Source organism: Streptomyces sp. NPDC048623, assembly GCF_040650755.1.
Classification (GTDB): domain Bacteria; phylum Actinomycetota; class Actinomycetes; order Streptomycetales; family Streptomycetaceae; genus Streptomyces.
On the sequence record NZ_JBEZHV010000018.1, the window covers coordinates 14,312 to 41,068 of the forward strand.

Here is a 26,757-nt window from a genome sequence, read left to right on the forward strand (position 1 = left end):
TGTCGAGTACAGCTAGCCATTGTGCCACACCGCAGCGGGTCAGCTTGCGGCACCCACGGTCTCGCCCATGTTCTCCGGGATGCGGAAGGGTTTGCCGCAGCCACCGCACATGATGGGCGCCTGGGCGAGCACGGAGGGCACCACGCGCACGTTGCGCCCGCAGTCGCAGACGGCCTTGACCCGGACGCCGCCGCCGGAGGACCCGTGCCGGGCGGCCGGTCCGCGGAAGCTGCGCTTGGTGTCGGCGGCGGTCGCGACGGTGTGGGCCTTCAGGGCGCGCTGGAGGCGCTCGATGGTGGGCCGGTAGCGCCGCTTCGCCTCGGGGCTCAGGCTCACCAGGGAGAAGCCGCTGCTGGCGTGCGGTTCCTCGGGATGGTCCAGACCCAGCTCCTCGGCGATCGCGAGGAATCTGCGGTTGTGGTAGCGGCCGGCGCGGGAGGTGTCGCGGACGCCTCGGGCGGCGGCGATGCCGTGGACTGCCTCGTGGAGCAGTCGTTCGAAGGAGAGCTCTGCGCCGCAGGCGGACGAGGACTCACCGATCAGGGACTCGGGCGCGGCAAGATCCGGCAGTTCGGGGTGGTGCCGCTGAATGTCGGCCCACGCCTGTGCCAGCTCTGCGGCGAGAACAGGTGGTGTCGTGCTCACGTCGGGTACAACGAGCCGGATCCCTTCCGGGTTCCATTCCGGGGCAACTGAAATATTTTGCACGTACCCGTCAGTCGGTAGCGATGACCGGACGGGGCGTGCGAGGGACAGTACCGGGCGGCTGCCCGAACTCGGGCACCGCCCCCCTCGGATGGCCGAAGCCCGACCGTCGCGCGCATGACGCGACCCGCGCGCGAGCACTGGACGGGCGGCGCGTTGAGCAGTTCCCTGGCTACGGGGGGTCGTCGTCCGAGTACGGATCCGAGTACGGATAGGGGCGCTTTCCATGACACCTACGCTCGTCCCGCACCACCCCTCGCGTGACTGGGCCGAGATCCAGGAGCGGATGCTGGTCCCGCTCTACGAGGCGGTGTACGACCGGCTCGGCGTGGGGCCCGGGTCGCGGGTCCTCGGCCTGCGCTGCGGGTCCGGCCTGGCGCTGCTGATGGCGGCCGGGCGCGGGGCGCGGGTGGCCGGCGTGGACCGGGACCACGCGCGCGTGGAGCTGGCCAGGGAGCGGCTGCCCGGGGTGCGGTTCGCGCTGTCGGGGGTGCCGGAGGGCGGTCCGTACGACGTGATCACGGCGTTCCACGGGACGGCCGGGCTCGAACGGGAACTCGCGGCGCTCACCCGGACGGCGCAACCGCCGGTGGCGGAAAGCGGTGCGGCGGTCGTGCTCGCGGGCTGGGGTCCGGCGGAGCGATGTGCGACGGCTTCGGTGCTGCGGGTCGCGGAGCGGCTCTCGGGCCTGCGGCCGCAGCGGCGGGACGGGCTTGCGGCGGCGGTGGCCGCGGCGGGGCTGCGGCCCGCGGGGGCGGGGCGGGTGGCGTGCCCGTTCGGCTACGCGGACCGGGACAGCGCGGTGCGGGGGCTGCTGTCGACGGGCGAGTTCGACGCGGCGGTGGCGGCGACCGATCCGGACCAGGTCGAGAAGGAGCTCCTGGAGGCGCTGGAGCCGTACGCACGCCGGGACGGCACGGTGTGGATGCCGAACGTGTTCCGGTACGTGGTGGCGCGCACGCCCTGACGACCGGCACCCGACGACGGCGCACGGGCCCCGCCGCCCGCGGAGGCCCGGCCCTGACCGCTACCCCTCTCCCCCGTCCCCGTCTCCTCCCCCGTCGCCGTTCTTGTCCAGGCGCGGAATGCCGGCCGCCCGGTAGGCCTGTTCCTCCTCCAGGGTCTCGTTCTCCAGGAGGGCCGCGGCGAGGGCGTCGAGTCTGGCGCGGTGCTCGCCCAGCTGGCGCACGGCGCTCTCGTAGCACTCGTCGACGATGCGGCGCATCTCCGCGTCGACCGTGTCGAGGGTCGCGGGGGCGGCGGAGAGTCCGTAGGCCTGCTGGGCGTCGCCGGGGATGGCGGTGAGGCGGCCGACGCGTTCGCTCATGCCCCAGCGGCCGGCCATGCCGCGGGCGATGTTGGTGACCTGTTCGAGGTCGTTCTCGGCGCCGGTGGTGATGACGCCGAAGACGACCTGTTCGGCCGCCATGCCGCCGAGGGCGCCGATGATCCGGCCCCGCAGATAGTCCTCCGTATAGGCATATTTATCGGACTCGGGTGTGGACAACGTGACGCCGAGGGCGCGGCCGCGCGGCACGATGGTGACCTTGCGAACGGGGTCCGCGCCGGGCTGGAGCATGCCGAGGAGGGCGTGGCCGCTCTCGTGGTAGGCGGTGCGGCGGCGTTCTTCGAGGGGCATGACGAGAGGGCGTTCGGCGCCGAGCTGGACCTTTTCGAGGGCGTCGGAGAGGTCGGACCGGGTGACGGCCTTCTGCCGGCGCTTGACTGCGAGGAGGGCGGCCTCGTTGGCGAGGTTGGCGAGTTCGGCGCCGGTCATGCCGGGGGTGGTCTTGGCGACGTGCTGGAGGTCGACGTCGTGGGCGAGGGGGATCTCGCGGGTGTGGATCTTGAGGATGGCCTCGCGGCCGCCGCGGTCGGGCGGGTTGACGTGGACGATGCGGTCGAAGCGGCCGGGGCGGGTGAGGGCGGGGTCGAGGACGTCGGCCCGGTTGGTCGCGGCGAGGACGATGACGCCCTCGGAGCCGGTGAAGCCGTCCATCTCGGTGAGGATCTGGTTGAGGGTCTGCTCGCGTTCGTCGTGGCCGCCCATGCCGGCTCCGGCGCCGCGGGCCCGGCCGATGGTGTCGATCTCGTCGATGAAGATGATCGCGGGGGCGACCTTGCGGGCCTCGGCGAAGAGTTCGCGGACCCGGGAGGCGCCGACACCGACGATCATCTCGATGAACTCGGAGGCGGAGGCGGAGAAGAAGGGCACGCCGGCCTCGCCGGCGACGGCGCGGGCGAGGAGGGTCTTGCCGGTTCCGGGCGGCCCGGCGAGAAGGACGCCACGGGGCATCTTGGCGCCCATGTCGCGGTAGGCGCCGGGGTTCTTCAGGAAGTCGACGACGTCGTTGAGTTCGCCCGCGACCTCGTCGATGCCGGCGACGTCCTCGAAGGTGGTGCGCCTGCCGCCCTCCAGTTCGACGGGCTTGGGCGGGGTCTTGCGGCCGAGCATGCCGCCGGCGCCGCCCAGGCCGGAGCTCATCCGGCGGGCGATGAACACCCACAGCAGGACGAGCAGCAGCATCGGGGCAAGGGAGATCAGCAGATTGGCGAGGAAGGAGCGTTCCTGGACGACGGGTTCGGCGGTGACGGTGACGTTGTTCTTGGTGAGCTGGGCCCACAGCTGGTCGTCGGCGAAGGCGGGCCGCTGGGTGGTGAACTTGGTGTAGTCGCCCTCGCCGTTCGGGACGGGCTGTTTGTTCTTCAGCTGCCCCTGGATGGCGTCGCCCTTGGAGTAGATCTTGGTGACGTTGCCGGCGGCGACCTGTTTGTCGAACTCGGTGTAGGAGATCGTCGGCCCGTCCTTCTCGTTGAAGAGGGACAGGACGAGGTTGGCGATGAGGTAGACGACGAGCGCGGTGAGGATGAGGCCGCCCCAGCCGCCCGGCATCTTCTTCCTGGACGGCGGGGGCGGCGGGGCGCCTTCCGAGCGCCAGGGCTGATCCGTCCGGTCGCGCGGCGGTACGGGGTTGGCCACGGGCTCTCCTCGGGGCTCGGGGCGGCAGTGGCCCCAGTATCGGAGAGCAGGGCATTCCCGGCATTACGGGTGGGCCGGGCGAACGAAAAGGGGCCCGGGGCGGTTTCGTACCGCCCCGGACCCCTCATCCCGTACCGCTCCGGACGTCAGCCCATGAACTTCTTGAACTCGTCCGGGAGCTCGAACTCGCCCGGGCCCTGGCCCGCCGCCGGGAGCCCGAAGGCACCGCCGGCCTGGGCCTGCTCGCGCTTGGCCTGGGCGGCCTGCTCCTCGGCCTTCCGCTTCATCGGGTTGCCGCTCTTGCGCTTGCCCTTGGCCTGCTTGATCTGCTTCTTCTGCCGGCCGGGGCCGCCGCCCATGCCCGGGATCCCCGGCATGCCGGGCATGCCGCCGCCCTGGGCCATCCGGGACATCATCTTGCGGGCCTCGAAGAAGCGCTCCACCAGGCCCTTGACCGCGCTGACCTCGACGCCGGAACCCTTGGCGATACGGGCGCGGCGGGAGCCGTTGATGATCGTCGGGTCCTCGCGCTCGGCCGGGGTCATCGACTTGATGATGGCGCCGACGCGGTCGACCTCCTTCTCGTCGATGTTGGCGATCTGCTCCTTCATCTGGCCCATGCCGGGGAGCATGCCGAGCAGCTTGCTGATGCTGCCCATCTTGCGGACCTGCTCCATCTGGGCGAGGAAGTCGTCGAGCGTGAACTCCTGGCCCTTCTTGGACGCCAGCTTGGAGGCCATCTTGGCGGCCTCTTCCTGGCTGAAGGTCTGCTCGGCCTTCTCGATGAGCGACATGATGTCGCCCATGCCGAGGATGCGGGACGCCATGCGGTCCGGGTGGAACGCGTCGAAGTCGTCCAGCTTCTCGCCGTTGGAGGCGAACATGATCTGCTTGCCGGTGACGTGCGCGATGGAGAGCGCGGCACCACCGCGGGCGTCGCCGTCGAGCTTGGACAGCACCACGCCGTCGAAGCCGACGCCGTCGCGGAAGGCCTCGGCGGTGTTGACCGCGTCCTGACCGATCATGGCGTCGACGACGAAGAGGACCTCGTCGGGCGAGGTGGCGTCGCGGATGTCCGCGGCCTGCTGCATCAGCTCCTGGTCGATGCCGAGGCGGCCGGCGGTGTCGACGATGACGACGTCGTGCATCTTCGAGCGCGCGTACTCGATCGAGTCCTTGGCGACCTGGACCGGGTCACCGACGCCGTTGCCGGGCTGCGGGCCGTAGAAGCCGACGCCCGCGCGGTCCGCGACGACGGACAGCTGCGTGACGGCGTTGGGGCGCTGGAGGTCACAGGCGACGAGCAGCGGGGTGTGGCCCTGGCTCTTGAGCCAGAGACCGAGCTTTCCGGCGAGGGTGGTCTTACCGGCACCCTGGAGACCGGCGAGCATGATCACGGTCGGCGCGGTCTTGGCGAACCGCAGCCGGCGGGTCTCGCCGCCGAGGATGCCGATGAGCTCCTCGTTGACGATCTTGATGACCTGCTGCGAGGGGTTCAGCGCCCTGGAGACCTCGGCGCCGAGCGCCCGCTCCTTGACGCGGGAGATGAACGCGCGGACGACCGGGAGGGCGACATCGGCCTCGAGGAGGGCGATACGGATTTCCCGGGCCGCGCTGTCGATGTCCTGCTCGGAGAGGCGGCCTTTACCCCGGAGGGACTTGAAAGTCGCGCTGAGGCGGTCGGAAAGCGTATCGAACACGGTGGTCGCGATTCCTCGGGTCGGGGTGGGCAGTCACCCAAGGGTATCCGGCCCGTACGGCACCTGGTCGGCGCCCGGTCACCGCAGGGCCTCCTCCAGGGTCTTCGCCAGGGCCGCGGCCTCCTCCGGGTCGGGGCGGGAGCCGTCCGGGCGGGTCACGTACAGGGTGTCCACCGCGTTCGCGCCGAGTGTGGAGACGTGGGCGCTGCGGACCCGTACCTCGGCGCCCTCCAGGGCGCGGCCGATGCGGTGGAGCAGGCCGGGGGCGTCCTGGGCGCGGACTTCGAGGACGCAGGCGTGGCGGGAGGCGGCGGGGGCGACGGTGACCCGGGGCGGCGGGGCGGTGACGCCGCGGCGGCGCGGCTGGGCGGCGTCGCGTTCGGCGAGCCGGGCGGGCACGTCGAGGGAGCCGTCGAGGGCGCGGACCAGGTCGGCGCGCAGCCGGTGGGCCTCGGGCAGCGAGCCGTACTCGGCGGCGACCCGCCAGTCCAGCATGAGCACGGGTGCGTCGCCGACCTCGTGGGGCAGGGCGACCGCGCGCAGGTCGGCGGCGCGGACGGTGAGGCGGTGCAGGGCGAGGACGCCGGCGAGGGCGGGGAGCACGCCGGGGCGTTCGGGGAGGGCGACGAGGAGTTCGACGCCGACGGGTTCGGGTTCCCCGCGTCCGGAGTCGCCTGCTCCGGGCTCTCCTCTTCCGGACTCTCCGCGTCCGGGCTCTCCGCGTCCGGGCTCGCCGTCGCCGCCGGCCGGCTCGGGTTCGGTACGGAGGGTGAGGACGGGTTCGCCGGTGCGCAGGGCCTCGATCGCGAGGCGTTCCTGTTCGGCGCTGGGGGCGGCGGCCTCGGGGTCCGGCGGTTCCTCGCCGGCGAGGACGCCGGCGACGCGGGTGACGAGGTCGTCGACGAGCCGGGCGCGCCAGGTGGACCAGGCGGCGGGGCCGGTGGCGAGGGCGTCGGCCTCGGTGAGGGCGTGGAGGAGTTCCAGGGTGCCGTGGGTGCCGACGGCGTCGGCGACGGTGCGGACGGTGGCGGGGTCGTCGAGGTCGCGGCGGGTGGCGGTGTCGACGAGCAGCAGGTGGTGGCGGACGAGGGTGGCGAGGACGGCGGTGTCGGCGCGGTCGAAGCCGATGCGGCCGGCGACGTCGCGGGCGATGGTCTCGCCGGCGGCGGAGTGGTCGCCGGGCCAGCCCTTGCCGATGTCGTGGAGCAGGGCGGCGACGAGCAGCAGGTCGGGGCGGTGGACGCGGCGGGTGAGGGCGGCGGCGCGGACGGCGGTCTCGACGAGGTGCCGGTCGACGGTCCAGGTGTGGACGGCGTTGCGCTGGGGGCGGCAGCGGACCCGTTCCCAGTCGGGCAGGAGCCGGCTGATCAGGCCTTCGGACTCCAGGGCCTCCCAGACGGGGACGGTGGGTTCGCCGGCGCCGAGGAGGGTGACGAGGGCCTCACGGGCCTCGGCGGGCCAGGGGGCGGGCAGGGGTGCGCCGGCGGCGGCGAGGCGGCGTACGGCGTGCGGGGAGAGCGGGAGGCCGGCCTGGGCGGCGGCCGCGGCGGCGCGCAGCGGCAGGACGGGGTCGCGTTCGGGCCGGGCGGTGAGGGCGAGGACGGCCTCGCCGTCCATCTCGACGACGCCTTCGGCGAGCGGGCTGCGCTCGGCAGGGCTCTTCGCCCCACCCGTACGGCCTCCGGCGCGTCCGCCGAGGAGGCCGCGCAGCCGGGGCCGGGCGGTGCGGGCCCGGACGACGCGGCCGACCTCGCGCCAGGTGACGTCGGAGGCGTACGAGACGGTGCGGGCGGCCTCGTACACCTGGCGGAGCAGGGTGTCGGCGTCGAGGAGGCCGAGTTCGGCGGCGACGGCGTCCTGTTCCTGGAGGGCGAGCCGGTCGGTGGCGCGGCCGGTGGCGAGGTGGAGGGCGTCGCGGGCGTCGAGGAGGCGGCGGCGGGCGTCGTCGAGGCCTTCGCGGGGGGCGTCGGCGAGCCAGGAGGCGGCGACGGCGCGCAGCGCCTGGGTGTCGCGCAGGCCGCCGCGGGCCTCCTTGAGGTCGGGTTCGAGGAGGTACTGGAGTTCGCCGCAGCGTTCGGCGCGCTCGCGGCACAGGGCGGCGAGTTCGGGGAGGCGGCGGGTGGCCTGGTTGCGCCAGTCGGCGAGGACGGTGGTGCGCAGGGCGGCGGCGAGGGCGGTGTCGCCGGCGACGGGCCGGGCGTCGAGGAGGCCGAGCTGGACCTTGAGGTCCTCGCCGGCGGTCTTCCGGGCCTCGGCGGTGGTGCGTACGGAGTGGTCGAGGGCGAGGCCGAGGTCCCACACGGGGTACCAGAGGCGGTCGGCGAGGGCGGCGATCGTCCCGGCGTCGGCGCTGCCGTCGTGGAGGAGCAGCAGGTCGAGGTCGCTGCGCGGGGAGAGTTCGCCGCGGCCGTAGCCGCCGACGGCGACGAGGGCCGTGCCGGGGGGCGCCCCGGCTGCCCGCCAGAGCCCGGCCAGCCAGTCGTCGGTGAGGCGGGCGAGGGCGGCACGGCGCGGCGGCCCGGACCGCGCCTTCTCGGTGAGAAGGCGCAGCCGGGCCGCCGCATAGCCGCCGGGGCCGGTGTCCTCTGTGTTGTCGGGCTCGTCGTCCCGCACATCGATGCTCGTCACCAGCGGCTCCTTACAGAATCAAGCGCTACAGGGCGTCCGGCCCGCGTTCGCCGGTGCGGACCCGTACGGCGGTCTCGACCGGGACGCTCCACACCTTCCCGTCACCGATCTTGCCGGTGCGGGCGGCCTTGACGACGACCTCGATGAGCTGTTCGGCGTCGTCGTCCTCCACCAGGACCTCGATGCGGATCTTGGGGACGAGGTCGACGGTGTACTCGGCGCCGCGGTAGACCTCGGTGTGGCCGCGCTGTCGTCCGTATCCGCTGGCCTCGGTGACGGTCAGGCCCTGGACGCCGAAGGCCTGCAGGGCCTCCTTGATCTCGTCGAGCCGGTGCGGCTTGACGACCGCGGTGATGAGCTTCATGCGTCCACCTTCGTGGTCTGCGTCGGGGCGGGGGCGGGGGCGGCGGTGGTGCGCGGGGCGATACCGCCGCCGGCGCCGCTGAAGTCGTACGCGGTCTCGGCGTGCTCGACCTGGTCGATGCCGGAGACCTCGTCGTCCTCGCTGACCCGCATGCCCATGGTCTTGTCGATGATCAGGGCGAGGAGGGCGGAGGCGATGAGCGAGTAGGCGAGGACCGCGAAGACACCGACCGCCTGCTTGCCGAGCTGGTCGAAGCCGCCGCCGTAGAGGAGGCCCTTGGCGTCGGACTGGACGCCGCCGGTGGCGAAGAGGCCGACGAGGAGGGAGCCGATGACACCGCCGACGAGGTGGACGCCGACGACGTCGAGGGAGTCGTCGTAGCCGAACTTGTACTTGAGGCCGACGGCCATGGCGCACAGCAGACCGGCGATCGCGCCGATGGCGATGGCACCGAGCGGGGAGCAGGAGCCGCCGGAGGGGGTGATGGCGACGAGGCCGGCGACCGCGCCGGAGGCGGCGCCGAGGGTGGTGAAGGAGCCGTGCCGGATCTTCTCGTAGAGGAGCCAGGCGAGCATGGCGGCGGCGGTGGCGACCTGGGTGTTGACGAACATCACGGCGCCGACGCCGTCGTCGTTGCCGAGCCACGAGCCGGCGTTGAAGCCGAACCAGCCGAACCACAGCAGGCCGGCGCCGAGCATGACGAGCGGCAGGCTGTGCGGGCGCATCGGGTCCTTCTTGAAGCCGACGCGCTTGCCGATGACGAGGATCACGCCGAGGGCCGCGGCACCGGCGTTGATGTGGACGGCGGTGCCGCCGGCGAAGTCGATGACGCCCATCTCGAAGAGCCAGCCGCCGGTGCCCCAGACCCAGTGGGCGACGGGGAAGTAGACGACCGTGACCCACAGGGCGATGAACAGGGCCCAGGCGGTGAACTTGACGCGGTCCGCGAGGGCGCCGCTGATCAGGGCCGGGGTGATGATCGCGAACATCAGCTGGAAGACGGCGAAGACGTACACCGGGATGGTGTAGCCGTCCCACAGCTCGGTGATGCCGATGCCGCTGAGGCCGACGTAGTCGGAGGACCAGCCGAAGAGCGAGGCCGAGTCGGTGCCGAAGGCGATGCTGAAGCCGTAGAGCACCCACAGGATCGTGACGATCCCGAGGCTGATGAAGCTCATCATCAGCATGTTGAGGGTGGACTTCACGCGGACCATGCCTCCGTAGAAGAAGGCGAGGGCCGGGGTCATCAGCATGACCAGGGCGGAGCAGATGAGCATGAACCCGGTGTTGGCGGCGGACAGCGTGGGCGTGTCCGCGGCCAGGGTCGTGATGGCTGCTGCCATCGGCGTCTCCTCGTCGTCGTACGGCCTGTGCGGGGCGGGGCCGGTTATGAGCCAGAGATTCGCGCAGGCCGGTTTCCGCCGATGCCGCTCGATGTTTCGCCGCAGTGACGAAGGAGGGGGGCGTGTTACGCGACCGTGAACGGCAGGGTCACGGTGAAGTAACGGCCGTACCATCCGGTGGCACACGGGCCCGGCACACCAAGCCCGGCGTCGCACCAAGCCCGGCGTACCAAGCCGGCCGCGTCGGTCGTCCGTGTGTCCGTGCGGCGGGGGAGCCGAGTCGGGCTTTACGGGACGGCCGGCGCGGCCGGTGTCTGCGGGGTGGTGCGGCGCAGCCGCCCGGGTCAGACGGCCTCGGCCGTCTCCGGGAGCAGCGCGGTGAGGCGGTCGGTGAGGTGGACGACCTCGGCGACGTCACCGAAGTCGCGGGCGGCGGTGTCGACGGTCTTGCGCAGCCGGGTGTTGACCCGCTCGGAGCGCACCTTCTTCGCGATGACGAGGGCCTTCTCGGCCAGTGCCACGGACTGCTCGGGCTCGCGCTTGAGGAGGTGCACGGTGGCCATGCCGATGAGGTTGAGGGCGTACGAGCGCTGGTGCTCGGAGTCCTGCCCGAAGAGGTCGACGGCCCGCTGCATGACGGGTTCGGCGAGGGAGGCGTAGCTGGGCGAGCGTCCGGCGACATAGGCGAGGTCGCGGTAGGAGTGCGAGTTCTCGCCGTTGAGCTCGGCCTCGTTGAAGAAGCGGATCCAGTCGGGCTCGGGCTCGCCGTCGAGGCCGACGTCCAGGAAGGTGTCCTCGGCCATCCGGACCGCCCGCTTGCACTTGGAGGGCTGTCCCATGTTGGCGTAGGCGCGGGCCTCCATCGCATACAGCATGGCCTGGGTGCGCGGGGTGGCGCAGTCCCGACTGCCGTACTGGGCGAGGTGGATGAGTTCGAGGGCGTCGTCGGGCCGGCCGAGGTGGATCATCTGGCGGCTCATCGAGGACAGGATGTACGAGCCGAGGGGCTTGTCGCCGGCCTCCTTGGCGGCGTGCAGGGCGAGCACGAAGTACTTCTGGGCGGTGGGCTGGAGGCCCACGTCGTAGCTCATCCAGCCGGCGAGCTCGGCGAGTTCGGCGGCGCACTTGAAGAGGCGCTGCGCGACGGGTCCCGGCTGCGGCTCCTGGAGCAGGTCGGTGACCTCGTGGAGCTGGCCGACGACCGCCTTGCGGCGCAGTCCGCCGCCGCACTGGGCGTCCCACTGGCGGAACATCGCGGTGGTGGACTCCAGCAGGTCGAGCTCGACCGGGGAGAGCCGGTGGGTGCGCAGCCCCTCGCCGCCCTCGGGCCGCTCGGTCTCGCCGGGCGGGGTGGGCACCAGCCAGCGCTGCATGGGCTCGATGAGGGAGGGTCCGGCGGCGAGCTGGAGCGAGGAGCCGAGGAAGCCGCGCCGGGCGAGCATCAGGTCGCTGCGGGAGAACTCGGAGAGCAGGGAGACGGTCTGCGGGCCGGCCCAGGGCAGGTCGACACCGGACACGGAGGGTGACTGGTGCGCGGTGCGGAGCCCGAGGTCCTCGATGGCGACGACGGAGCCGAAGCGCTCGGAGAACAGCTCGGAGAGGATCCGCGGGATGGGTTCGCGGGGCTGTTCGCCGTCGAGCCAGCGGCGCACCCGGGAGGTGTCGGTGGAGATGTGGTGCGCGCCCATCTGGCGAGCCCGGCGGTTCACCTGGCGTGCCAGTTCACCCTTCGACCAGCCGCTGCGCACGAACCACGAGCTCAGCTGTTCGTTCGGGCGCTTGCCGGCAGTCGAACCGTCTGCGCCGTTGCCGCCCACTGGAACGCCCCCATCCACCTGATGTCCTTGTGCGTACCCCCGTCAGGATGCCGTGTCTCGCGGCTCCCGTCCGGTGTTTGCACGTCTTCGAACGGAAAACCGGGTTGCCTCCGGCATACCCGGGCGTACAAGTGCCCCCGGGGTGCGTGTACCGAAGGTAATCCTACGATCACCCGTCCGGGCATGGCGTTTCAAGAAACGCCACCATTCGCCACCCCTTCGAATGAACTCCCCGCGTGCGGAACGCGATTCACTTGACACGCGACGGAGCGGGGTCGAGGAACCGGGGCGCGGGGAGGCGCGTGTCGGGATCCGCACCACCGTCCGCACCACCGCACGCCGGCGTGGCGGCGCGATGTGGCGGATCGTGACGGCGACTCTCCGGTCCGTAACCACCGGCGCGTTCGACCCGTTGGAGGGGGCATGGGCTTCACGATCGGCGGCATTCGCGAGATGCGGTCCGGCTCACGTCGCCGCGTACGCACGACGGAGTGCACAGCGGTGGCCGAGTACACCGGACTGTGGGGCTGGGACGTGGTCCCGGGGGCACGGGCGGTGGCCGGCCGGTGTTCCTGCGGCGATCCCCTCTGTACGGCGCCGGGGGCGCACCCGCTGGCCTTCGCCGAGCCGGTCCCGGCGGGGGCGGGTCTCGACGTCGCGACCAAGGCGTGGTCGGAGTATCCGGGGGCGGCGGTGCTGCTGCCGGTGGGCCGTTCCTTCGACGTGATCGAGGTCGCCGAGGCGGCGGGCCGCCGGGCGCTCGTCCGGCTTGAGCGGATGGGGCTGCCGCTGGGGCCGGTGTGCGCGACGCCGGCCGGGCGGGCGCAGTTCTTCGTGGCACCGGGCGCGGCGGCGGAGCTGCCGCGGCTGCTGTACCGGATGGGCTGGGACGACGCCGATCTGGACCTGCACTGCCTGGGCCCGGGGGCGCATGTGACGGCGCCGCCGTCGGATCTGGGCGGGCTCGGTCCGGTGGCCTGGCTGCGGCCGCCGACCCTGGACACGGCCGGGGCGCCGCCGCAGGCGCGGCTGCTGCTGGGCACGCTGGCGTACATCTGCCACCGCACGCACCGCTGACCACCCGCAACGCACCGCTGCCCGTCCCCGACCACCGCTGCACGGCGCGGACCGGTGCCGTGCACCGCCGACCGGCGCCGTGCACCGTCGGGTACGGGAAGGGCCCCTGCCGTTGAGCTGCGGCAGGGGCCCTTCTCGTAGGCGCGGGTACGCCGTGGGGTCAGTCGCCGATCAGGGCGTCGACGAACGCGCCGGGCTCGAACGGGGCCAGGTCGTCCGGGCCCTCGCCCAGGCCGATGAGCTTGACCGGGACGCCCAGCTCGCGCTGGACGGCGACGACGATGCCGCCCTTGGCGGTGCCGTCGAGCTTGGTGAGGACGATGCCGGTGATGTCGACGACCTCGGCGAAGACGCGGGCCTGGATGAGGCCGTTCTGGCCGGTGGTGGCGTCGAGCACGAGCAGGATCTCGTCGAGCGGGCCGTGCTTCTCCACGACGCGCTTGACCTTGCCGAGCTCGTCCATGAGACCGGTCTTGGTGTGCAGCCGGCCGGCGGTGTCGATGAGGACGACATCGGCCTTCTCGGCGATGCCCTCCTTGACCGCGTCGTACGCGATGGAGGCCGGGTCGCCGCCCTCCGGGCCGCGCACGGTGCGGGCTCCGACGCGCTCGCCCCAGGTCTGCAGCTGGTCGGCGGCGGCGGCGCGGAAGGTGTCGGCGGCACCGAGGACGACGGACCTGCCGTCGGCGACCAGGACGCGGGCCAGCTTGCCGGTGGTGGTGGTCTTGCCGGTGCCGTTGACGCCGACGACCATGACGACGCCGGGGACGTCCTCGGGGCTCTCGGTCTTCACCGAGCGGTCGAGGTCGGGGCCGAGGAGGGTGATCAGCTCCTCCCGGAGCAGGCCGCGCAGCTCCTCGGGGGTGCGGGTGCCGAGCACCTTGACGCGCTCGCGCAGCCGCTCGACGAGTTCCTGGGTGGGGGCGACGCCGACGTCGGCGGTGAGGAGGGTCTCCTCGATCTCCTCCCAGGTCTCCTCGTCGAGGTGCTCGCGGGACAGCAGCGAGAGCAGTCCCTTGCCGAGCGAGTTCTGCGAGCGGGCGAGCCGGGCGCGCAGCCGGACCAGCCGGCCGGCGGTCGGCTCGGGCACCTCGATCGCGGGCGCGGCGGGGGCCTCGGCCGGCTCCTCGACGACGACCGTGGCCTCGGCGGCCTCGGCGGGGGCCGGGAGCTGGACCTCTTCGACGGTGCGGCGTGGTTCTTCCCGCGGCGTCTCCGCCTCGTCGCCGATGTGCGGTTCGGCGGGCGGAGCGGTGATGGTCGGGGCGGTGGACGGCGGCTGGGCGGGCGGCAGCTGCTTCTTCTTGCGGCCGCTGATCACCAGCCCGCCCGTCACGGCGACCGCGACGACCAGAGCGATGACTACAGCAAGGATGAGTTCCATAACGTCTACCAGTATGGCGTGATCCCGCCCGGTGCCCGCCGTACCGGGCCCGGGCGGGTCCCGGGGCCTGCCTCAGGCACGTCTGGGGCACGTCCGAGCCGTTCCCATCTGACGAGGCGTCAGCTAGCCTCCCTCCCGCCTGCGCCACCCACCGCGGAGGGGGACCCCGTGCCGTTCACCGTCGTCCGGTTCAACCTCGTCGACCCGCATGCCGGCCCCGCCTCCCTCTCGGCGCGCTACCGGGCCGCCGTGGAGATGGCGGCGTACGCCGACGCGCACGGCGTGGACACCGTGCAGACCGAGGAGCACCACGGGGCCGCGAACAACTGGCTGCCCTCCCCCTTCGCCTTCGCGGGCGCGGTGTTCGGCGCGACGAGGAGGATCGCCGTCACCGTCTCGGCGATCATCGGGCCGCTGCACGACCCGCTGCGGCTCGCGGAGGAGATCGCGGTCCTGGACCTGCTGAGCGGGGGCCGGCTGGTGACGGTGGCGGGGATCGGGTACCGGCCCGAGGAGTACGAGGAGCGCGGCGTCGACTGGGGGCGCCGGGGCAGGCTGCAGGACCTGCTCCTGGAGACGCTGCTGGCCGCGTGGTCGGGCGAGCCCTTCACGTATCAGGGCCGTACGGTACGGGTCACCCCGCGCCCGCTCACCCAGCCGCACCCGCTCCTGCTCGTCGGCGGCTCCTCGCGGGCGGCGGCCCGGCGGGCGGCCCGGCTCGGGCTGCCGCTGTTCCCGAGCGCGCATCTGCCGGAGCTCGGGACGTACTACCTGGAGCAGTGCGCGGCGCACGGCACGGAGGGCTGGACGATGATGCCGGCCCGCGAGACCCCGCTGCTGCATGTGTCGGAGGATCCGGACCGGACCTGGGCGGAGTACGGGGAGCACTTCCTGCACGAGGCGCGGACCTACGCGTCCTGGCAGTCGAAGGACATCCGCTCGGCGGTGCGGTCGACGGCGGGGACGGTGGCGGAGCTGCGGGCGGAGGGGGTGTACCGGGTGGTGACGCCGGAGGAGTGCGTGGCGCTCGGGGCGGAACTCGACAGCCTGGTGCTGCACCCCCTGTGCGGCGGGATGCCGGTGGAGGAGGGGTGGCGGAGCGTGCGCCTGTTCGGTGAAGCCGTACTGCCCCGGCTCAAGGCACAGGGCCTCGAACCGGGGCAGTTCCGTACAAGAGGAGAGGGCAGCGGGGATTAGCCCATCTCCTCCAACGCCTTGCCCTTGGTCTCCTTGACGTACCTGAGCACGAAGGGGATCGAGAGCACGGCGAAGACCGTGTAGATGATGTAGGTGCCGGAGAGGTTCCAGTCCGCGAGGGACGGGAAGCTGGCGGTGATGGCCCAGTTGGCGATCCACTGCGCGGAGGCGGCGACGCCGAGGGCGGCGGCGCGGATCCGGTTGGGGAACATCTCGCCGAGGAAGACCCAGACGACCACGCCCCACGAGAGGGCGAAGAAGAGCACGAAGACATGGGCGGCGACGAGCGCCACGACGCCCTGGGTCTCGGGGAGCTTGCCGTCGACGAGATCGGCGGAGAAGGCCCAGGCCTCGACGGCGAGGGCGATCGCCATGCCGGCGGAGCCGACGAGGGCGAGCGGGCGGCGGCCGACCCGGTCGACCAGGACCATGGCGATCACGGTGCCGACGATGTTGATGATCGACGTGGTGAAGGAGTAGAGGAAGGAGCTCGCCGGGTCGATGCCGACGGACTGCCAGAGCGTCGCGGAGTAGTAGAAGGCGACGTTGATGCCGACGAGCTGCTGGAAGACGGAGAGTCCGATGCCGACCCAGACGATGGGCAGGAGCTTGTACCTGCTGCCGGCGACGAGCAGGTCCTTGAAGGTGGACTTGTGCTCGCTGCGCATGGCCTGCTCGATCTCGGCGACGCGGTGGTCGAGGTCGACGCCGTGGCCCTCGACCTCGGCGAGCACCTCCTTGGCGCGCTCGGTGCGGCCGACGGAGATGAGGAAGCGCGGGGACTCGGGGATCGCGAAGGACAGCAGGCCGTAGAGCAGGGCGGGCACGACCATCACGCCGAGCATCCACTGCCAGGCCTCCAGGCCGCCGATCTCGCCGCGCTGGTCGCCGTCGGCCATCTGGAGGATGCCGTAGTTGACGAGCTGGGAGATGGCGATGCCGATGACGATGGCGGCCTGCTGGAAGGAGCCGAGCCGGCCGCGGTACGCGGCGGGGGCGACCTCGGCGATGTAGGCGGGGCCGATGACCGAGGCCATGCCGATGGCGAAGCCGCCGATGATCCGCCAGAAGGCCAGGTCCCAGAGGGCGAAGGGCAGCGCGGAGCCGACGGCGCTGACGGCGAAGAGGCCGGCGGCGATCCGCATGCAGGTGATGCGGCCGATGCGGTCGGCGATCCGGCCGGCGGTGGCGGCGCCGATGGCGCAGCCGATCAGGGCGATGGCGATGACCTGGGCGAGGGCCGCGGAGCCGATGTCGTAGCGGTCGCGGATGGCCTCGACGGCGCCGTTGATGACGGAGCTGTCGTAGCCGAAGAGGAATCCGCCCATCGCGGCCGAGGCCGTGATGAAGATGACGTGTCCGATGTGGTCCGGGTGGGCCGCTCGGCCTTCGGACGAAGGCGGTGTGGGCGCCTGCGCGGTGCTGGTCACGGGACTCCTCGGGGCTCCGGCAGCGTCGCCGGTGCGGTGCGGTGGGGCGAGCCCTTCAAGTGGCGCACAGCTTCACGCCGCGCACCACTTGAAGGTAAAAGCAACGTTGCAGAGACTATGCCTTCAGGTTTCGAAGTCAATACTCGATGTCGTATGACTTGAACCTCACGAGAGGGCGGCTTGTCTTCACGAATTGAAGCAATGAAGGGTGCGGCGCGCGGCCGGGGCCCGTGTGGGGTTCAGCGCAGCCGCTGGCTGATCACCTTCGAGACGCCGTCGCCCTGCATGGACACGCCGTAGAGCGCGTCGGCGACCTCCATCGTGCGCTTCTGGTGCGTGATCACGATCAGCTGCGAGGACTCCTGGAGCTCCTGCATGATCCGGATGAGCCGCTGCAGGTTGGTGTCGTCGAGCGCCGCCTCGACCTCGTCCATCACGTAGAACGGGCTCGGCCTGGCCTTGAAGATGGACACGAGCAGCGCCACGGCCGTCAGCGAGCGCTCGCCGCCGGAGAGCAGCGAGAGCCGCTTGACCTTCTTGCCCGGCGGGCGGGCCTCGACGTCCACGCCGGTGGTGAGCATGTTCTCCGGGTCGGTGAGCACGAGCCGGCCCTCGCCGCCCGGGAAGAGGCGGGAGAACACGCCCTCGAACTCGCGGGCGGTGTCGCGGTACGCCTCGGTGAAGACCTGCTCGACCCGCAGGTCGACCTCCTTCACGACCTGAAGGAGATCGGTCCGGGTCTTCTTCAGGTCCTCCAGCTGCTCGGACAGGAACTGGTGCCGCTCCTCAAGAGCCGCGAACTCCTCCAGGGCGAGCGGATTCACCTTTCCGAGCTGCTGGTACGCCCGTTCGGCGGCCTTGAGGCGCTTCTCCTGCTCCGAGCGGACGAAGGGGCGTGGCTGGTTGCGCGGGTGGTCGGGGTCGTCCGGGAGCTGTTCGCCCTCGGCGGGCGGCGACGGCGGTACGGGCTGGTGCGGGCCGTACTCCTCGACCAGCGCGGCCGGCTCCACGCCCAGCTCCTCCAGGGAGCGGGACTCCAGCTGCTCGATCCGCATCCGCTTCTCCGCGCCGAGCACCTCGCCGCGGTGCACCGAGTCGGTGAGCTTGTCCAGCTCGGCCTTGAGCTCGCGGCCCCGGTTGCGGGCCGCGGTCAGCCCCTGCTCGCGGGCGCCCTTGGCGGCGTCGGCGAGGGTGCGCTCGTGCTCGGCGCGGGTCAGCGAGACCTCGATGTGGGCGAGCAGCTGGCGGGTGCCGGAGGCGACGGCGGTGGCCACGGCCGCCTCGTGGCGCAGCCGGGCGCGGCGCTGTTCGGCACGCGCGCGTGCCTCGCGTTCGGCGCGGGCCGCGCGGTCGAGGGAGTCGGCCCGGCCGGCCAGTCCCTTGACGCGTTCCTCGTGGGTACGGACCTGGAGGCGGGCCTCCATCTCGGTCTGGCGCGCGTTGGAGCCGTCGATCGCGAGCCGGTCGCGGGTCGAGGTGTCGGGCTCCTCCTCGGCGGGGGTCTCCTCGGCGACGAGAAGGCGTTCGGTCAGTTCCTCGGCCTCGACGAGTGCCTTCTCCAGGGCCTCCCCGGCGCGGGCGGCCGCGGCGGCGGTGCGCTCGGCCTCCCCGGCCGCGCCCCTGGCTTGCCCGGCGAGCCGGCCGAGCTGCTGCGCGACGCCCGACTTCTCCCGGTCGGCGGCCCGGCGCCGCTCGCCCAGCTCCTCGACGAGCCGTGCCGCCTCGCGCCGCCGCTCCCCCGCCGCCTCCTTCTCGGTGCCCAGCTCCGCACACCGCACCTCCAACTCGGCCAGCTCCCCCGCCGCCTCGTCCACCGAGGCCTGGACCTCCAGCAGACTGGGCGCCCCGGCGGACCCGCCCTGCGCGAAGTGCGCGCCGAGCAGGTCCCCCTCCGCGGTGACCGCGGTCAGCTCGGGCCTGGCCCGCACCAGCTCGACGGCCTCGTCAAGCCCGTCGACGACGACGGTGTCGCGAAGCAGTCTGCGTACGGCGCCCATGAGTTCGGCGGGACCGGTGAGCAGCGAGGCGGCGGGGAGAGCGGTGACGGACCCGACGGTGAGGACGGCCGGGCCGGCGGGGTACCCGGAGGCGCGCGGGGCGCCCTCCGACCCGGGCGCGGCCGCGGTGGCCGCGTCGCCGGCCGGGGCGAGAGGGACGGGCGCTCGGCCCCCGGCTCCGGCGGGCTCGGGGGCCGGCTCGCCTGCGAGGAGCAGCGCAGCCCGGCCCGCGTCCTGTTTGCGGAGGAGGCGCAGGGCCTCCGCCGCCGCGGTCGGGCCGGTCAGGGCCAGGGCGTCGGCGGCGGCGCCCAGGGCGGCGGCGAGGGGGGTCTCGTAGCCCGGGGTCACGGTGAGGAGTTCGGCGGCGGGGCCGAGGAGGCCGGTGAGGCCGGCGGAGAGGAGGGCGCCGGTGCCGTCCTTGCGGCGCAGGCCGAGGGCGAGGGCGTCGTGCCGGGCGCGGGTCGCGGCGCGGGCGCGGTCGGCGTCGGCGGCGGCCTCGCGGGCGGCGGTGAGCGCGGTCTCGGCGTCGGCGAGTTCGCGCCGGGCCGCGTCGTGGCGCTCCCCCAGTTCGGTGTCGTCCGCGTCGAGCCCGTCGACCTCGGCCTTCAGCTGCTCGTACTCCTCCTGCGCGGCGACGGCCCGCTCCTGCGCCTCGTCGCGGGCGGCGGCGAGGCGGTCGATCTCGGCCTGGGCGGAAGCGGCGCGCGAGCGGGCGGCGTTGGCCTGGCCGTGCAGGCGCGCCAGGCCCTCGCGGCGGTCGGCGAGGGCGCGGGCGGCGTCCTTGAGGCGCCGTTCCTCGACGGTGAGGGCACGTTCGAGGTCGGCGCGGTGCGCGACGGTGTCCTCCAGGGCGCGTTCGGCCGCCTCCAGGGCGGCTTCCAGCTCGGCCTCCTGCTCGCGGATGCGGGCGGCCTCGCGCTCCATGCTTTCAGGGTCTCTGAATCCCTGGCCGCGCCGTTCCTCCGGCGGCTGCGCGGTGGCGCTCTTGATCCGGGCGTCGGCGAGCGAGACGGTGCCGCGCACGCGTTCGGCGAGCTGCGACAGCTCGTACCAGGTCTGCTGGGCACGCTGGAGCCGCGGCGCGAGGCGGCGCACCTCGTCCTCCAGGGCGGCCTCCTGCGCGAGCGCCGCCCTGAGGTCGGCCTCGGTGGCCTCCTTGCGCGCGAGCAGCGCGGCCTCGTCGGCGACCTCCGTCCTCAGCGCCTCCTTGAGGCGTACGAGGTCGTCGGAGAGCAGTCGCAGGCGCGCGTCGCGCAGATCGGCCTGGATGACGGCGGCGCGGCGGGCGACGGCGGCCTGCCGGCCGAGCGGCTTGAGCTGGCGGCGCAGTTCGTCGGTGAGGTCCTGGACGCGGGCGAGGTTGGCCTGCATCGCGTCGAGCTTCCGCAGCGCCTTCTCTTTGCGCTTGCGGTGCTTGAGGACACCGGCGGCCTCCTCGATGAAGGCGCGGCGGCCCATCGGGTCGGCGTGCAGGACGGAGTCGAGCTGACCCTGCCCGACGATGACATGCATCTCGCGGCCGATGCCCGAGTCGGACAGCAGGTCCTGGATGTCGAGCAGCCGGCAGGTGTCGCCGTTGATCTGGTACTCGCTGCTGCCGCCGCGGAACATGATCCGGGTGATGGTGACTTCGGCGTAGTCGATGGGCAGCGCGCCGTCGGAGTTGTCGATGGTCAGCGAGACCTCGGCGCGGCCGAGCGGCGGGCGCCCGGTCGTGCCGGCGAAGATGACGTCCTCCATCTTGCCGCCGCGCAGCGACTTGGCGCCCTGCTCTCCCATGACCCAGGACAGGGCGTCCACGACATTGGACTTGCCCGAGCCGTTGGGCCCGACGACGCAGGTGATTCCCGGTTCGAACCGCAGCGTGGTGGCGGATGCGAACGATTTGAAACCGCGGAGCGTCAGGGCCTTGAGATGCACGCCAGCGGACTCTACCCGGGGTGTCGGGTTTCACCGGTGAACGTGCAGGGCACACCCTCCCCCAAGGAGTCGCGCAGGGGGGACGGGGGACGCCGGAGGACCTGTACGGGAAGGGCGCTGTCGAGCGCAAGAAAGAAGGGACGCCGGAGCGCCCCTTGCATGTCCAGCAGTGCAGTGCTGGCGAGAGTGTTTCTCACCTGGCCCCTCGGGGCTGGGACCTCAGGTGAGCGCAGGCTCCGCCTTGGTGACGTCGAGATCGATGCTGTCCAGCAGCGACTCTCCCTGGTGCTGAGCGGCGGCAGCGGCGAGCGCGTCGTTCTCGGACTGGATCCGAACCAGCTCGGACTCGAGGTCCTGGACGCGCTGCTGAAGCCGTCGCATCTCGGCGAGGAGTCGCGGGTCGGAGCCGCCGACGTAACCGAGAAGCGCCTTTGCCATGATGGATGGTCCTCCACAATGAGTGACCGACCGAAGCGGTGTGGGTCGTGAGGGATTCGCACCCGCGGTTGCTCGGCCGTGCTCTTTGTCGTGCCGGTTCTCACGGTCGAACAGCTAAGGTGCGCGGGGCTTCCAGAGTCTCACCAAAAAGTTTGACGGTCAACACGATCACGCCCTGCTTCCAGGCTTCACCGGGGGGCTGCGGCCGCTCATCGAAGGCGGCGGCGCCTCGCACTACGGTGCCCGAGGGGCGTGGAGATCATCCTTACTCCGGCAGCCTGGCACGGCGCGCCGTTCTACGCAACCACCAGGCCGTTCTCGCTTCCGCGGCTGTTCACCGCGGGCCCGCCCGAGGGCGTTCGGGACCGTCGGACGGGGTCGGGCGGAGGGGGTCGGAGGGGCGGGGCGGAGGTCTTCGGGGGTACGGGTCAGCGGACGGCGAAGCCGTCGTAGCCGCCGCGCGGGGTGTCCCATATCTCAGTGACGCCGTCCACGCGCCCGGGCGTGTCGTCGGAGCGGAGCCAGTCGAGCAGACGGTGGCAATTGTCACTCGGCCCCTCGGCCACGACCTGGACCCGGCCGTCGTCCAGGTTCAGGGCGAAGCCCACGAGCCCGCCGATCTCCAGCGCGTTTGCCCTGGTGAACCAGCGGAAGCCCACTCCCTGTACCCGGCCGCGCACCCAGGCGGTGATCCGTACATCCTCATTCATGCCTGCACGCTAACGGGCGAATTACAGAAGAAGCACGTCAGCCCCGCGTGTCATGGCGTACAGTCCGTGCGGAACGGGCCTCACCCGTTCGGCGGGCCCCTGTTCGAAGGGCCGCCGAGAGGCCCGCAGAAGCAAAGATCAGCAAAGATCGCAGTTCAAGCGCTCCTCAAGCGCTACTCGGAACGCAGCTCAGTACGTCAGGAGGCGAGCAGATGGGACGGCATCGCGGTACACGACGCGGCGCACCCGTGAAGACCGGGCTGCTCGGTGTCTCCGCGGCGGTCGCGATCGGCGCGATCGGCATCGCCTCGGGCCTGCTGCCCGGCGGCGAGACGTTCTCGTTCGACAACGCGGGCAAGGAAGAGCCGCGCGCGACGGCGCAGGCCGAGCAGCGGGCGCCGAGCCTGAACACCCAGGGCGGCGCGTCGGCCACCCCGGCCGGGCAGTCGGCGGACTCGGGCAGGGCGGCGGCGCCGGCGAAGCCCGCGCCCCGGCCCACCCCGTCGAAGACGGCCACGCCGAGCCCGAAGCCCACGCCCCCCAAGCCCACGCCGAAGCCGACGCAGGCCCCGGTGACGAAGGCCCGCCCCGCACAGCCGGCCGCCCCCACCACCGAGGCGCCCGCCGTCCCGACCGCCGTCGCCCGTTCCCTGAGCGCGCGCGAGCAGGCCGCCGAGGCGGAGGTCGTACGTCTGGTGAACGCGGAGCGCGCCAAGGTCGGCTGCACCGCGGTCCGCTCGGACGCCGAGCTCGCCGCCCTGGCCGGCGCCTTCAGCGCCGACATGGCCGCCCGTAACTTCTTCGACCACACCGACCCCGACGGCGCGACCCCCTGGTCCCGCGCCGCGAAGGCCGGCGTCTCCGGGCTCGGCGGCGAGAACATCGCCCGCGGCCAGGTCGACGCGGCCGCGGTGATGAAGTCCTGGATGGCCAGCGACGGGCACCGCGCCAACATCCTGAACTGCGACTACACGACGCTCGGCGTCGGCGTGCACTTCGGCTCCGGCGGCCCCTGGTGGACCCAGGACTTCGGTTTCTGAGCCCCGCCCCGGGTTCCCCGGACACGTGAGAGGGCCCCGTCACCGCACCGGTGACGGGGCCCTCTCACGTACGGGTCGGGCAACGGCTCAGGCCGCGGCCCTGCCCAGGGCGAAGGTGCGGGCCTGGGTGGCGACGCGGCGGCCGAGGTGCTCGGCGGTCGCGATGTCGGCCTTGTGGACGCCCTCGGGGCCCTGGTCGGTGAAGGTCTGGGCGCCCGCGCCGGCGAAGATGCCGAGGCGGTTGAGGTCGTTCTCGGAGGCCTCGCTGGTGTTCCAGCCGGGCTTCAGACCCAGGTTGACCCAGGTCATGCCGTGCTGGCCGGCGAGAGTCTGGAAGAACTGCAGGGTGTGCAGCTTGTCGCCGCTCTTCGAGCCGGAGTTGGTGAAGCCGGCGGCCAGCTTGTCCAGCCACGCGTCGGTGAACCAGCGCTTCGAGGTCTCCTCGGCGAACTGGTGGAAGGCGCCGGACGCGGTGCCCATGTAGGTCGGCGAGCCGAAGACGATCGCGTCGGAGGCGTCGAGCAGCTCCCACTCGGCGTCGGTGATCTCGGCGACGTTGATCAGGTGCACGGTGGCGCCGGCGTCGGCGGCTCCGTCACGGACGGCCTCGGCCAGGACGGCGGTGTGGCCGTAGCCGGAGTGGTAGGCGATGGAGACGACGGGCGTGGTCATGGAACGGGGCTCCTCGACGGTGCGAAGGACGGCAGGGGGAACGACGAGAAGTAGAGCACTAACTTTTGGATAGTGCAACCTACTCGTTAGCGCCACCTGTCCCGCAGCGCTGTCCGCGCGTATGGTAGGGGGCATGACCGACGACCCGGACTTCGCCAGCCTCGCGTTCAACGTGTTCGCCAAGACCTGTCCCTCCCGCGGCACGCTGGAGCACGTGACCGGCCGCTGGGGCAGTCTCACTCTGGGCGCCCTGCACGAGGGCAGCGCCCGCTTCAACGAGCTGCGCCGCCGGGTGGACGGGGTCAGCGAGAAGATGCTGGCCCAGACCCTGCACGCGCTGGAGCGCGACGGACTGGTCCACCGCGAGGCGCAGCCCACCAATCCCCCGCGGGTCGACTACCGGCTCACGCCGCTGGGCACCGAGGTCGCCGAGCGGCTGCTCGGGCTGATCGAGCTCGTCGAGGGGCGCATGCCGCAGGTGCTCGCCGCCCGCGAGCGTTACGACGCGGAGCGCGCGCCCGTCATGGGCTGAGCCCGGCCCGGTCGGCCCATCGGTCCGGTCGGCTCATCCGCTCGTCGGCTCGTCGGCTCAGGCGGTCGCGCGCGGCGGGCGCTGGCAGCGCGGGCAGTAGTAGCTGGAGCGGTTCATCCACGGGCGCCGGCGCATCGGCGTACCGCAGCGGTGGCACGGCTCGCCCTCCCGCCCGTACGCGTCGAGCGACCGGTCGAAGTAGCCCGACTCGCCGTTCACGTTCACGTACAGGCTGTCGAAGCTGGTGCCGCCGGCCGCGAGCGCCGCGTTCATCACGTCCCGGACATGCCCGAGGAGCTCGGCCGAGCGCGGCCGGGTGAGGGTGGCCGTCGGCCGCTCGTAGTGCAGCTTCGAGCGCCACAGCGCCTCGTCCGCGTAGATGTTGCCGACCCCGCTGATCAGCGACTGGTCCAGCAGCGCCCGCTTGACCGTGGTGCGCCGCAGCCGCAGCGCGCTCGCGAAGGCGGCGTCGTCGAAGGCCGGGTCCAGGGGGTCGCGCGCGATGTGGGCGATGACGTCCGGCAGCCCGTCGGTGCTGTCCGGCGCGGTGTCGTGCAGCGAGAGCCCGCCGAAGGTCCGCTGGTCCACGAAGCGCAGCTCGGTGTCCTGTGTGTCGTCGAAGCGGATTCGGATGCGGAGATGCTTCTCGTCCGGCGCGCCCTCCGGCTGTACGAGGAGCTGGCCGCTCATCCCCAGGTGCCCGAGCACCGAGGCGTCGCCGGTCGCGAGCGGCAGCCACAGATACTTGCCGCGCCGCCGCGCGATCCCGAACCGCTGTCCCTTCAGGCGCGCCGCGAAGTCCGCCCCGCCCTCGGGATGCCGCCGCACCGCGCGCGGGTGCAGGACCTCGACCTCGGCGACGGTCCGCCCCGCGACCCAGCGCTCAAGCCCGCGTCGTACGACCTCGACCTCGGGCAGCTCGGGCACGGCACATCCTCCGGACGGTTCGGGATTCAAGGCTGGTGGTACCCGCAGCCTACCGCCGGGCACCGACAGCAAGGACGGGCACCGGGTGCGGACAGCACGATGCCCCCGTCCCCCTGGCATGCGCCGGAGGGGCGGGGGCATCGCGGGAAGCGAAGCGAAGACCCGAGGGTCAGGCCGAGGCGGCCTTGCCCTTGGCGGAAGAGGGGTCGGCGACCTCTTCCCCGTCGTTCGCGGCGGCCGTGGCCGCCGCGGCGCGCTCGTCCGCGGCCGCGCGAATCGCGCGCCACGCGGATTCCGCCGCCTGCTGCTCCGCCTCCTTCTTGCTGCGGCCGGTGCCGGTGCCGTACGAGACACCACCGACGCGGGCGGCAGCAGTGAAGGTCTTCTCGTGGTCCGGACCCTCCTCGCTGACGAGGTATTCCGGCACACCGAGACCCTCGGCCGCGGTGAGCTCCTGGAGACTGGTCTTCCAGTCCAGGCCGGCACCGAGGTTGGAGGACTTCTCGATCAACGGGTCGAAGAGCCGGTGCACCAGCTCGGACGCCGCGTCGAGACCCTGGTCGAGATAGACCGCGCCGATCACCGCTTCAAGGGTGTCGGCGAGGATGGACGCCTTGTCCCGGCCGCCCGTGCCTTCCTCGCCCCGGCCGAGCCGGATGAAGGAGCCGAGGTCGAGCCCGCGGCCCACCTCCGCAAGCGCGCGCGAGTTGACCACCGCGGCCCGAAGCTTGGCCAGCTGGCCCTCGGGGAGATCCGGGTGGGTGCGGTACAGCGTGTCCGTGACCACCAGGCCGAGCACGGAGTCCCCGAGGAACTCCAGCCGCTCGTTGGTGGGCAGACCGCCGTTCTCGTACGCGTACGAACGGTGGGTGAGCGCACGCACCAGAAGGGCGGACTCGAGCTGATACCCGAGCCGCCCTTCCAGAAGCGTGTGGGACGAGGCCGAATTGACGTGGTCAGACATCGTGCCTCTCACCAGCCTCTCAGACCGAGAGGACCTGGCGCTTGTTGTAGGTGCCGCAGCTCGGGCACGCGATGTGCTGCTGCTTCGGCTCCTGGCAACGCTCGCACGAAACCAGGGGGGTGACCGCAGCCTTCCACTGCGACCGGCGGTGGCGCGTGTTGCTGCGCGACATCTTCCGCTTCGGAACAGCCACGGCTACTTCTCCTGCTTCTCGTCGACACCGGTTGCGGCATCGCTCATGTTGTCCTTCTCATCGGTTCCCAGCGAACCGGCGAGTCCCTGCAGTGCCGCCCAACGTGCGTCGACGGCGTCGTGGTGGTGGTCCGGGTGGTCGTTCAGGTTGATTCCGCACTCGGAACACAGACCTTCACAGTCCTCCCGGCACACCGGCTGCATCGGCAGTGCGAGCACCACCGCATCACGCAGCACGGGTTCGAGGTCGAACATGCCGTCCTCGAGGGGGATCATGTCCTCGTCGTCCTCGGCTTCGTCGTCCGCGGCCGCCTTGGAGCGGCCCCGGTCGTCGGAGTCGGGGTACGAGAACATCTCCTGGTAGTCCGCGTCGAGCTCCAGCTCGACGGGCTCCAGACACCTTACGCACTCCCCCTCGGCCGACGCACGGGCGGTGCCTGTGACAAGCACCCCTTCCATGACCGACTCGAGACGGAGCTCGATCTCCACCGGGGCGCCCTCGGGCACCGCGATGACCCCCACGATCCCCAGGTCCCGGGGGGCGTCGACCGTGCGGGAGATCCGCTGCAGGGCGCCAGGACGCCGCCCCAGCTCGTGTGTGTCGAACACGAGGGGGTTGCGGTGGTCGAGGCGCGTGCTCAGGGCTCTTCCTGCTTTCGGATCGTCGTTCTCAACGTGAGGGGCTGCCGGATACGGGCAGCATGGATCGCGAACACGGCGCGACCGAACAGCCAGGATAC

General features: G+C 72.2%; 22 protein-coding genes. 5 read left to right on the forward strand and 17 right to left on the reverse strand.

What is annotated here, in order from left to right:
- Window positions 1–39: 39 nt before the first annotated feature.
- Window positions 40–645 carry a hypothetical protein gene (locus tag AB0C73_RS24275; RefSeq protein WP_362533740.1) on the reverse strand — a complete coding sequence of 202 codons (606 nt, stop codon included), beginning with the start codon at window positions 643–645 and terminating at the stop codon, window positions 40–42.
- Between the two features lie 286 nt (window positions 646–931).
- On the opposite strand from AB0C73_RS24275, the gene AB0C73_RS24280 reads away from it, so the two are divergent.
- On the forward strand, window positions 932–1,672 hold the full coding sequence (locus AB0C73_RS24280) for a methyltransferase type 11 (protein ID WP_362533743.1): 741 nt from the start codon (window positions 932–934) through the stop codon (window positions 1,670–1,672).
- A 60-nt stretch (window positions 1,673–1,732) separates the two neighbouring features.
- Here the strand turns inward: AB0C73_RS24280 and ftsH are convergent, their stop codons facing one another.
- The 6 genes from ftsH to AB0C73_RS24310 form a co-directional block, all read right to left on the reverse strand.
- On the reverse strand, window positions 1,733–3,685 hold the full coding sequence (gene ftsH / locus AB0C73_RS24285) for an ATP-dependent zinc metalloprotease FtsH (RefSeq protein WP_362533746.1): 1,953 nt from the start codon (window positions 3,683–3,685) through the stop codon (window positions 1,733–1,735).
- 146 nt (window positions 3,686–3,831) lie between these two features.
- The gene (gene ffh, locus AB0C73_RS24290; protein ID WP_362533748.1) at window positions 3,832–5,385 is read right to left on the reverse strand and encodes a signal recognition particle protein; all 1,554 of its coding nucleotides are present in this window, start codon (window positions 5,383–5,385) and stop codon (window positions 3,832–3,834) included.
- Window positions 5,386–5,463: 78 nt separating this feature from the next.
- Window positions 5,464–8,013 carry a [protein-PII] uridylyltransferase gene (locus AB0C73_RS24295; RefSeq protein ID WP_362533750.1) on the reverse strand — a complete coding sequence of 850 codons (2,550 nt, stop codon included), beginning with the start codon at window positions 8,011–8,013 and terminating at the stop codon, window positions 5,464–5,466.
- 25 nt (window positions 8,014–8,038) lie between these two features.
- Entirely contained in the window at window positions 8,039–8,377 is a 339-nt protein-coding gene (locus tag AB0C73_RS24300; protein WP_362533751.1) for a P-II family nitrogen regulator, read from the reverse strand.
- Window positions 8,374–9,720: an ammonium transporter gene (locus AB0C73_RS24305; protein WP_362533753.1), complete on the reverse strand. Its 1,347-nt coding sequence runs from the start codon at window positions 9,718–9,720 to the stop codon at window positions 8,374–8,376. The genes AB0C73_RS24300 and AB0C73_RS24305 overlap by 4 nt, the downstream gene beginning before the upstream one ends.
- Window positions 9,721–10,064: 344 nt before the next feature.
- Window positions 10,065–11,537 carry a hypothetical protein gene (locus tag AB0C73_RS24310; RefSeq protein WP_362533756.1) on the reverse strand — a complete coding sequence of 491 codons (1,473 nt, stop codon included), beginning with the start codon at window positions 11,535–11,537 and terminating at the stop codon, window positions 10,065–10,067.
- Between the two features lie 423 nt (window positions 11,538–11,960).
- On the opposite strand from AB0C73_RS24310, the gene AB0C73_RS24315 reads away from it, so the two are divergent.
- Window positions 11,961–12,614, forward strand: coding sequence for a bifunctional DNA primase/polymerase (locus tag AB0C73_RS24315; protein ID WP_362533758.1), 654 nt, complete (start codon window positions 11,961–11,963; stop codon window positions 12,612–12,614).
- 160 nt (window positions 12,615–12,774) lie between these two features.
- Here the strand turns inward: AB0C73_RS24315 and ftsY are convergent, their stop codons facing one another.
- The gene (gene ftsY, locus AB0C73_RS24320; RefSeq protein WP_362533761.1) at window positions 12,775–13,998 is read right to left on the reverse strand and encodes a signal recognition particle-docking protein FtsY; all 1,224 of its coding nucleotides are present in this window, start codon (window positions 13,996–13,998) and stop codon (window positions 12,775–12,777) included.
- Window positions 13,999–14,166: 168 nt separating this feature from the next.
- Between ftsY and AB0C73_RS24325 the strand changes: the two genes are divergently transcribed.
- Window positions 14,167–15,195 carry an LLM class flavin-dependent oxidoreductase gene (locus tag AB0C73_RS24325; RefSeq protein WP_362533763.1) on the forward strand — a complete coding sequence of 343 codons (1,029 nt, stop codon included), beginning with the start codon at window positions 14,167–14,169 and terminating at the stop codon, window positions 15,193–15,195.
- Here AB0C73_RS24325 and AB0C73_RS24330 read toward each other — a convergent pair.
- From AB0C73_RS24330 to AB0C73_RS24345, 4 genes are all read right to left on the reverse strand, one after another.
- Complete coding sequence (locus tag AB0C73_RS24330) at window positions 15,192–16,625, reverse strand: sugar porter family MFS transporter (protein ID WP_362533765.1); 1,434 nt, start codon at window positions 16,623–16,625, stop codon at window positions 15,192–15,194. The genes AB0C73_RS24325 and AB0C73_RS24330 overlap by 4 nt on opposite strands.
- Before the next feature lie 239 nt (window positions 16,626–16,864).
- Window positions 16,865–20,542 carry an AAA family ATPase gene (locus tag AB0C73_RS24335; RefSeq protein WP_362533768.1) on the reverse strand — a complete coding sequence of 1,226 codons (3,678 nt, stop codon included), beginning with the start codon at window positions 20,540–20,542 and terminating at the stop codon, window positions 16,865–16,867.
- A 219-nt stretch (window positions 20,543–20,761) separates the two neighbouring features.
- Window positions 20,762–20,980 carry a hypothetical protein gene (locus AB0C73_RS24340; RefSeq protein WP_356061887.1) on the reverse strand — a complete coding sequence of 73 codons (219 nt, stop codon included), beginning with the start codon at window positions 20,978–20,980 and terminating at the stop codon, window positions 20,762–20,764.
- Window positions 20,981–21,408: 428 nt separating this feature from the next.
- Window positions 21,409–21,690 carry an acylphosphatase gene (locus tag AB0C73_RS24345; protein ID WP_362533771.1) on the reverse strand — a complete coding sequence of 94 codons (282 nt, stop codon included), beginning with the start codon at window positions 21,688–21,690 and terminating at the stop codon, window positions 21,409–21,411.
- Between the two features lie 212 nt (window positions 21,691–21,902).
- On the opposite strand from AB0C73_RS24345, the gene AB0C73_RS24350 reads away from it, so the two are divergent.
- Window positions 21,903–22,730 (forward strand): CAP domain-containing protein, encoded by an 828-nt coding sequence (locus tag AB0C73_RS24350; protein ID WP_362533774.1) that lies wholly within the window; start codon window positions 21,903–21,905, stop codon window positions 22,728–22,730.
- Between the two features lie 87 nt (window positions 22,731–22,817).
- Here AB0C73_RS24350 and AB0C73_RS24355 read toward each other — a convergent pair whose 3' ends face one another.
- Complete coding sequence (locus tag AB0C73_RS24355) at window positions 22,818–23,402, reverse strand: flavodoxin family protein (RefSeq protein ID WP_362533777.1); 585 nt, start codon at window positions 23,400–23,402, stop codon at window positions 22,818–22,820.
- 133 nt (window positions 23,403–23,535) lie between these two features.
- Between AB0C73_RS24355 and AB0C73_RS24360 the strand changes: the two genes are divergently transcribed.
- The gene (locus AB0C73_RS24360) at window positions 23,536–23,934 is read left to right on the forward strand and encodes a helix-turn-helix domain-containing protein (RefSeq protein WP_362533780.1); all 399 of its coding nucleotides are present in this window, start codon (window positions 23,536–23,538) and stop codon (window positions 23,932–23,934) included.
- Window positions 23,935–23,991: 57 nt separating this feature from the next.
- On the opposite strand, the gene mutM is transcribed toward AB0C73_RS24360, so the two are convergent.
- The 4 genes from mutM to AB0C73_RS24380 form a co-directional block, all read right to left on the reverse strand.
- Window positions 23,992–24,861: a bifunctional DNA-formamidopyrimidine glycosylase/DNA-(apurinic or apyrimidinic site) lyase gene (gene mutM, locus AB0C73_RS24365; RefSeq protein ID WP_362533783.1), complete on the reverse strand. Its 870-nt coding sequence runs from the start codon at window positions 24,859–24,861 to the stop codon at window positions 23,992–23,994.
- A gap of 169 nt (window positions 24,862–25,030) precedes the next feature.
- Complete coding sequence (gene rnc, locus AB0C73_RS24370; RefSeq protein ID WP_362533785.1) at window positions 25,031–25,825, reverse strand: ribonuclease III; 795 nt, start codon at window positions 25,823–25,825, stop codon at window positions 25,031–25,033.
- A 19-nt stretch (window positions 25,826–25,844) separates the two neighbouring features.
- On the reverse strand, window positions 25,845–26,018 hold the full coding sequence (gene rpmF, locus AB0C73_RS24375; RefSeq protein ID WP_030195083.1) for a 50S ribosomal protein L32: 174 nt from the start codon (window positions 26,016–26,018) through the stop codon (window positions 25,845–25,847).
- A gap of 2 nt (window positions 26,019–26,020) precedes the next feature.
- Window positions 26,021–26,659, reverse strand: coding sequence for a DUF177 domain-containing protein (locus AB0C73_RS24380; RefSeq protein WP_362534015.1), 639 nt, complete (start codon window positions 26,657–26,659; stop codon window positions 26,021–26,023).
- Window positions 26,660–26,757: the final 98 nt, after the last annotated feature.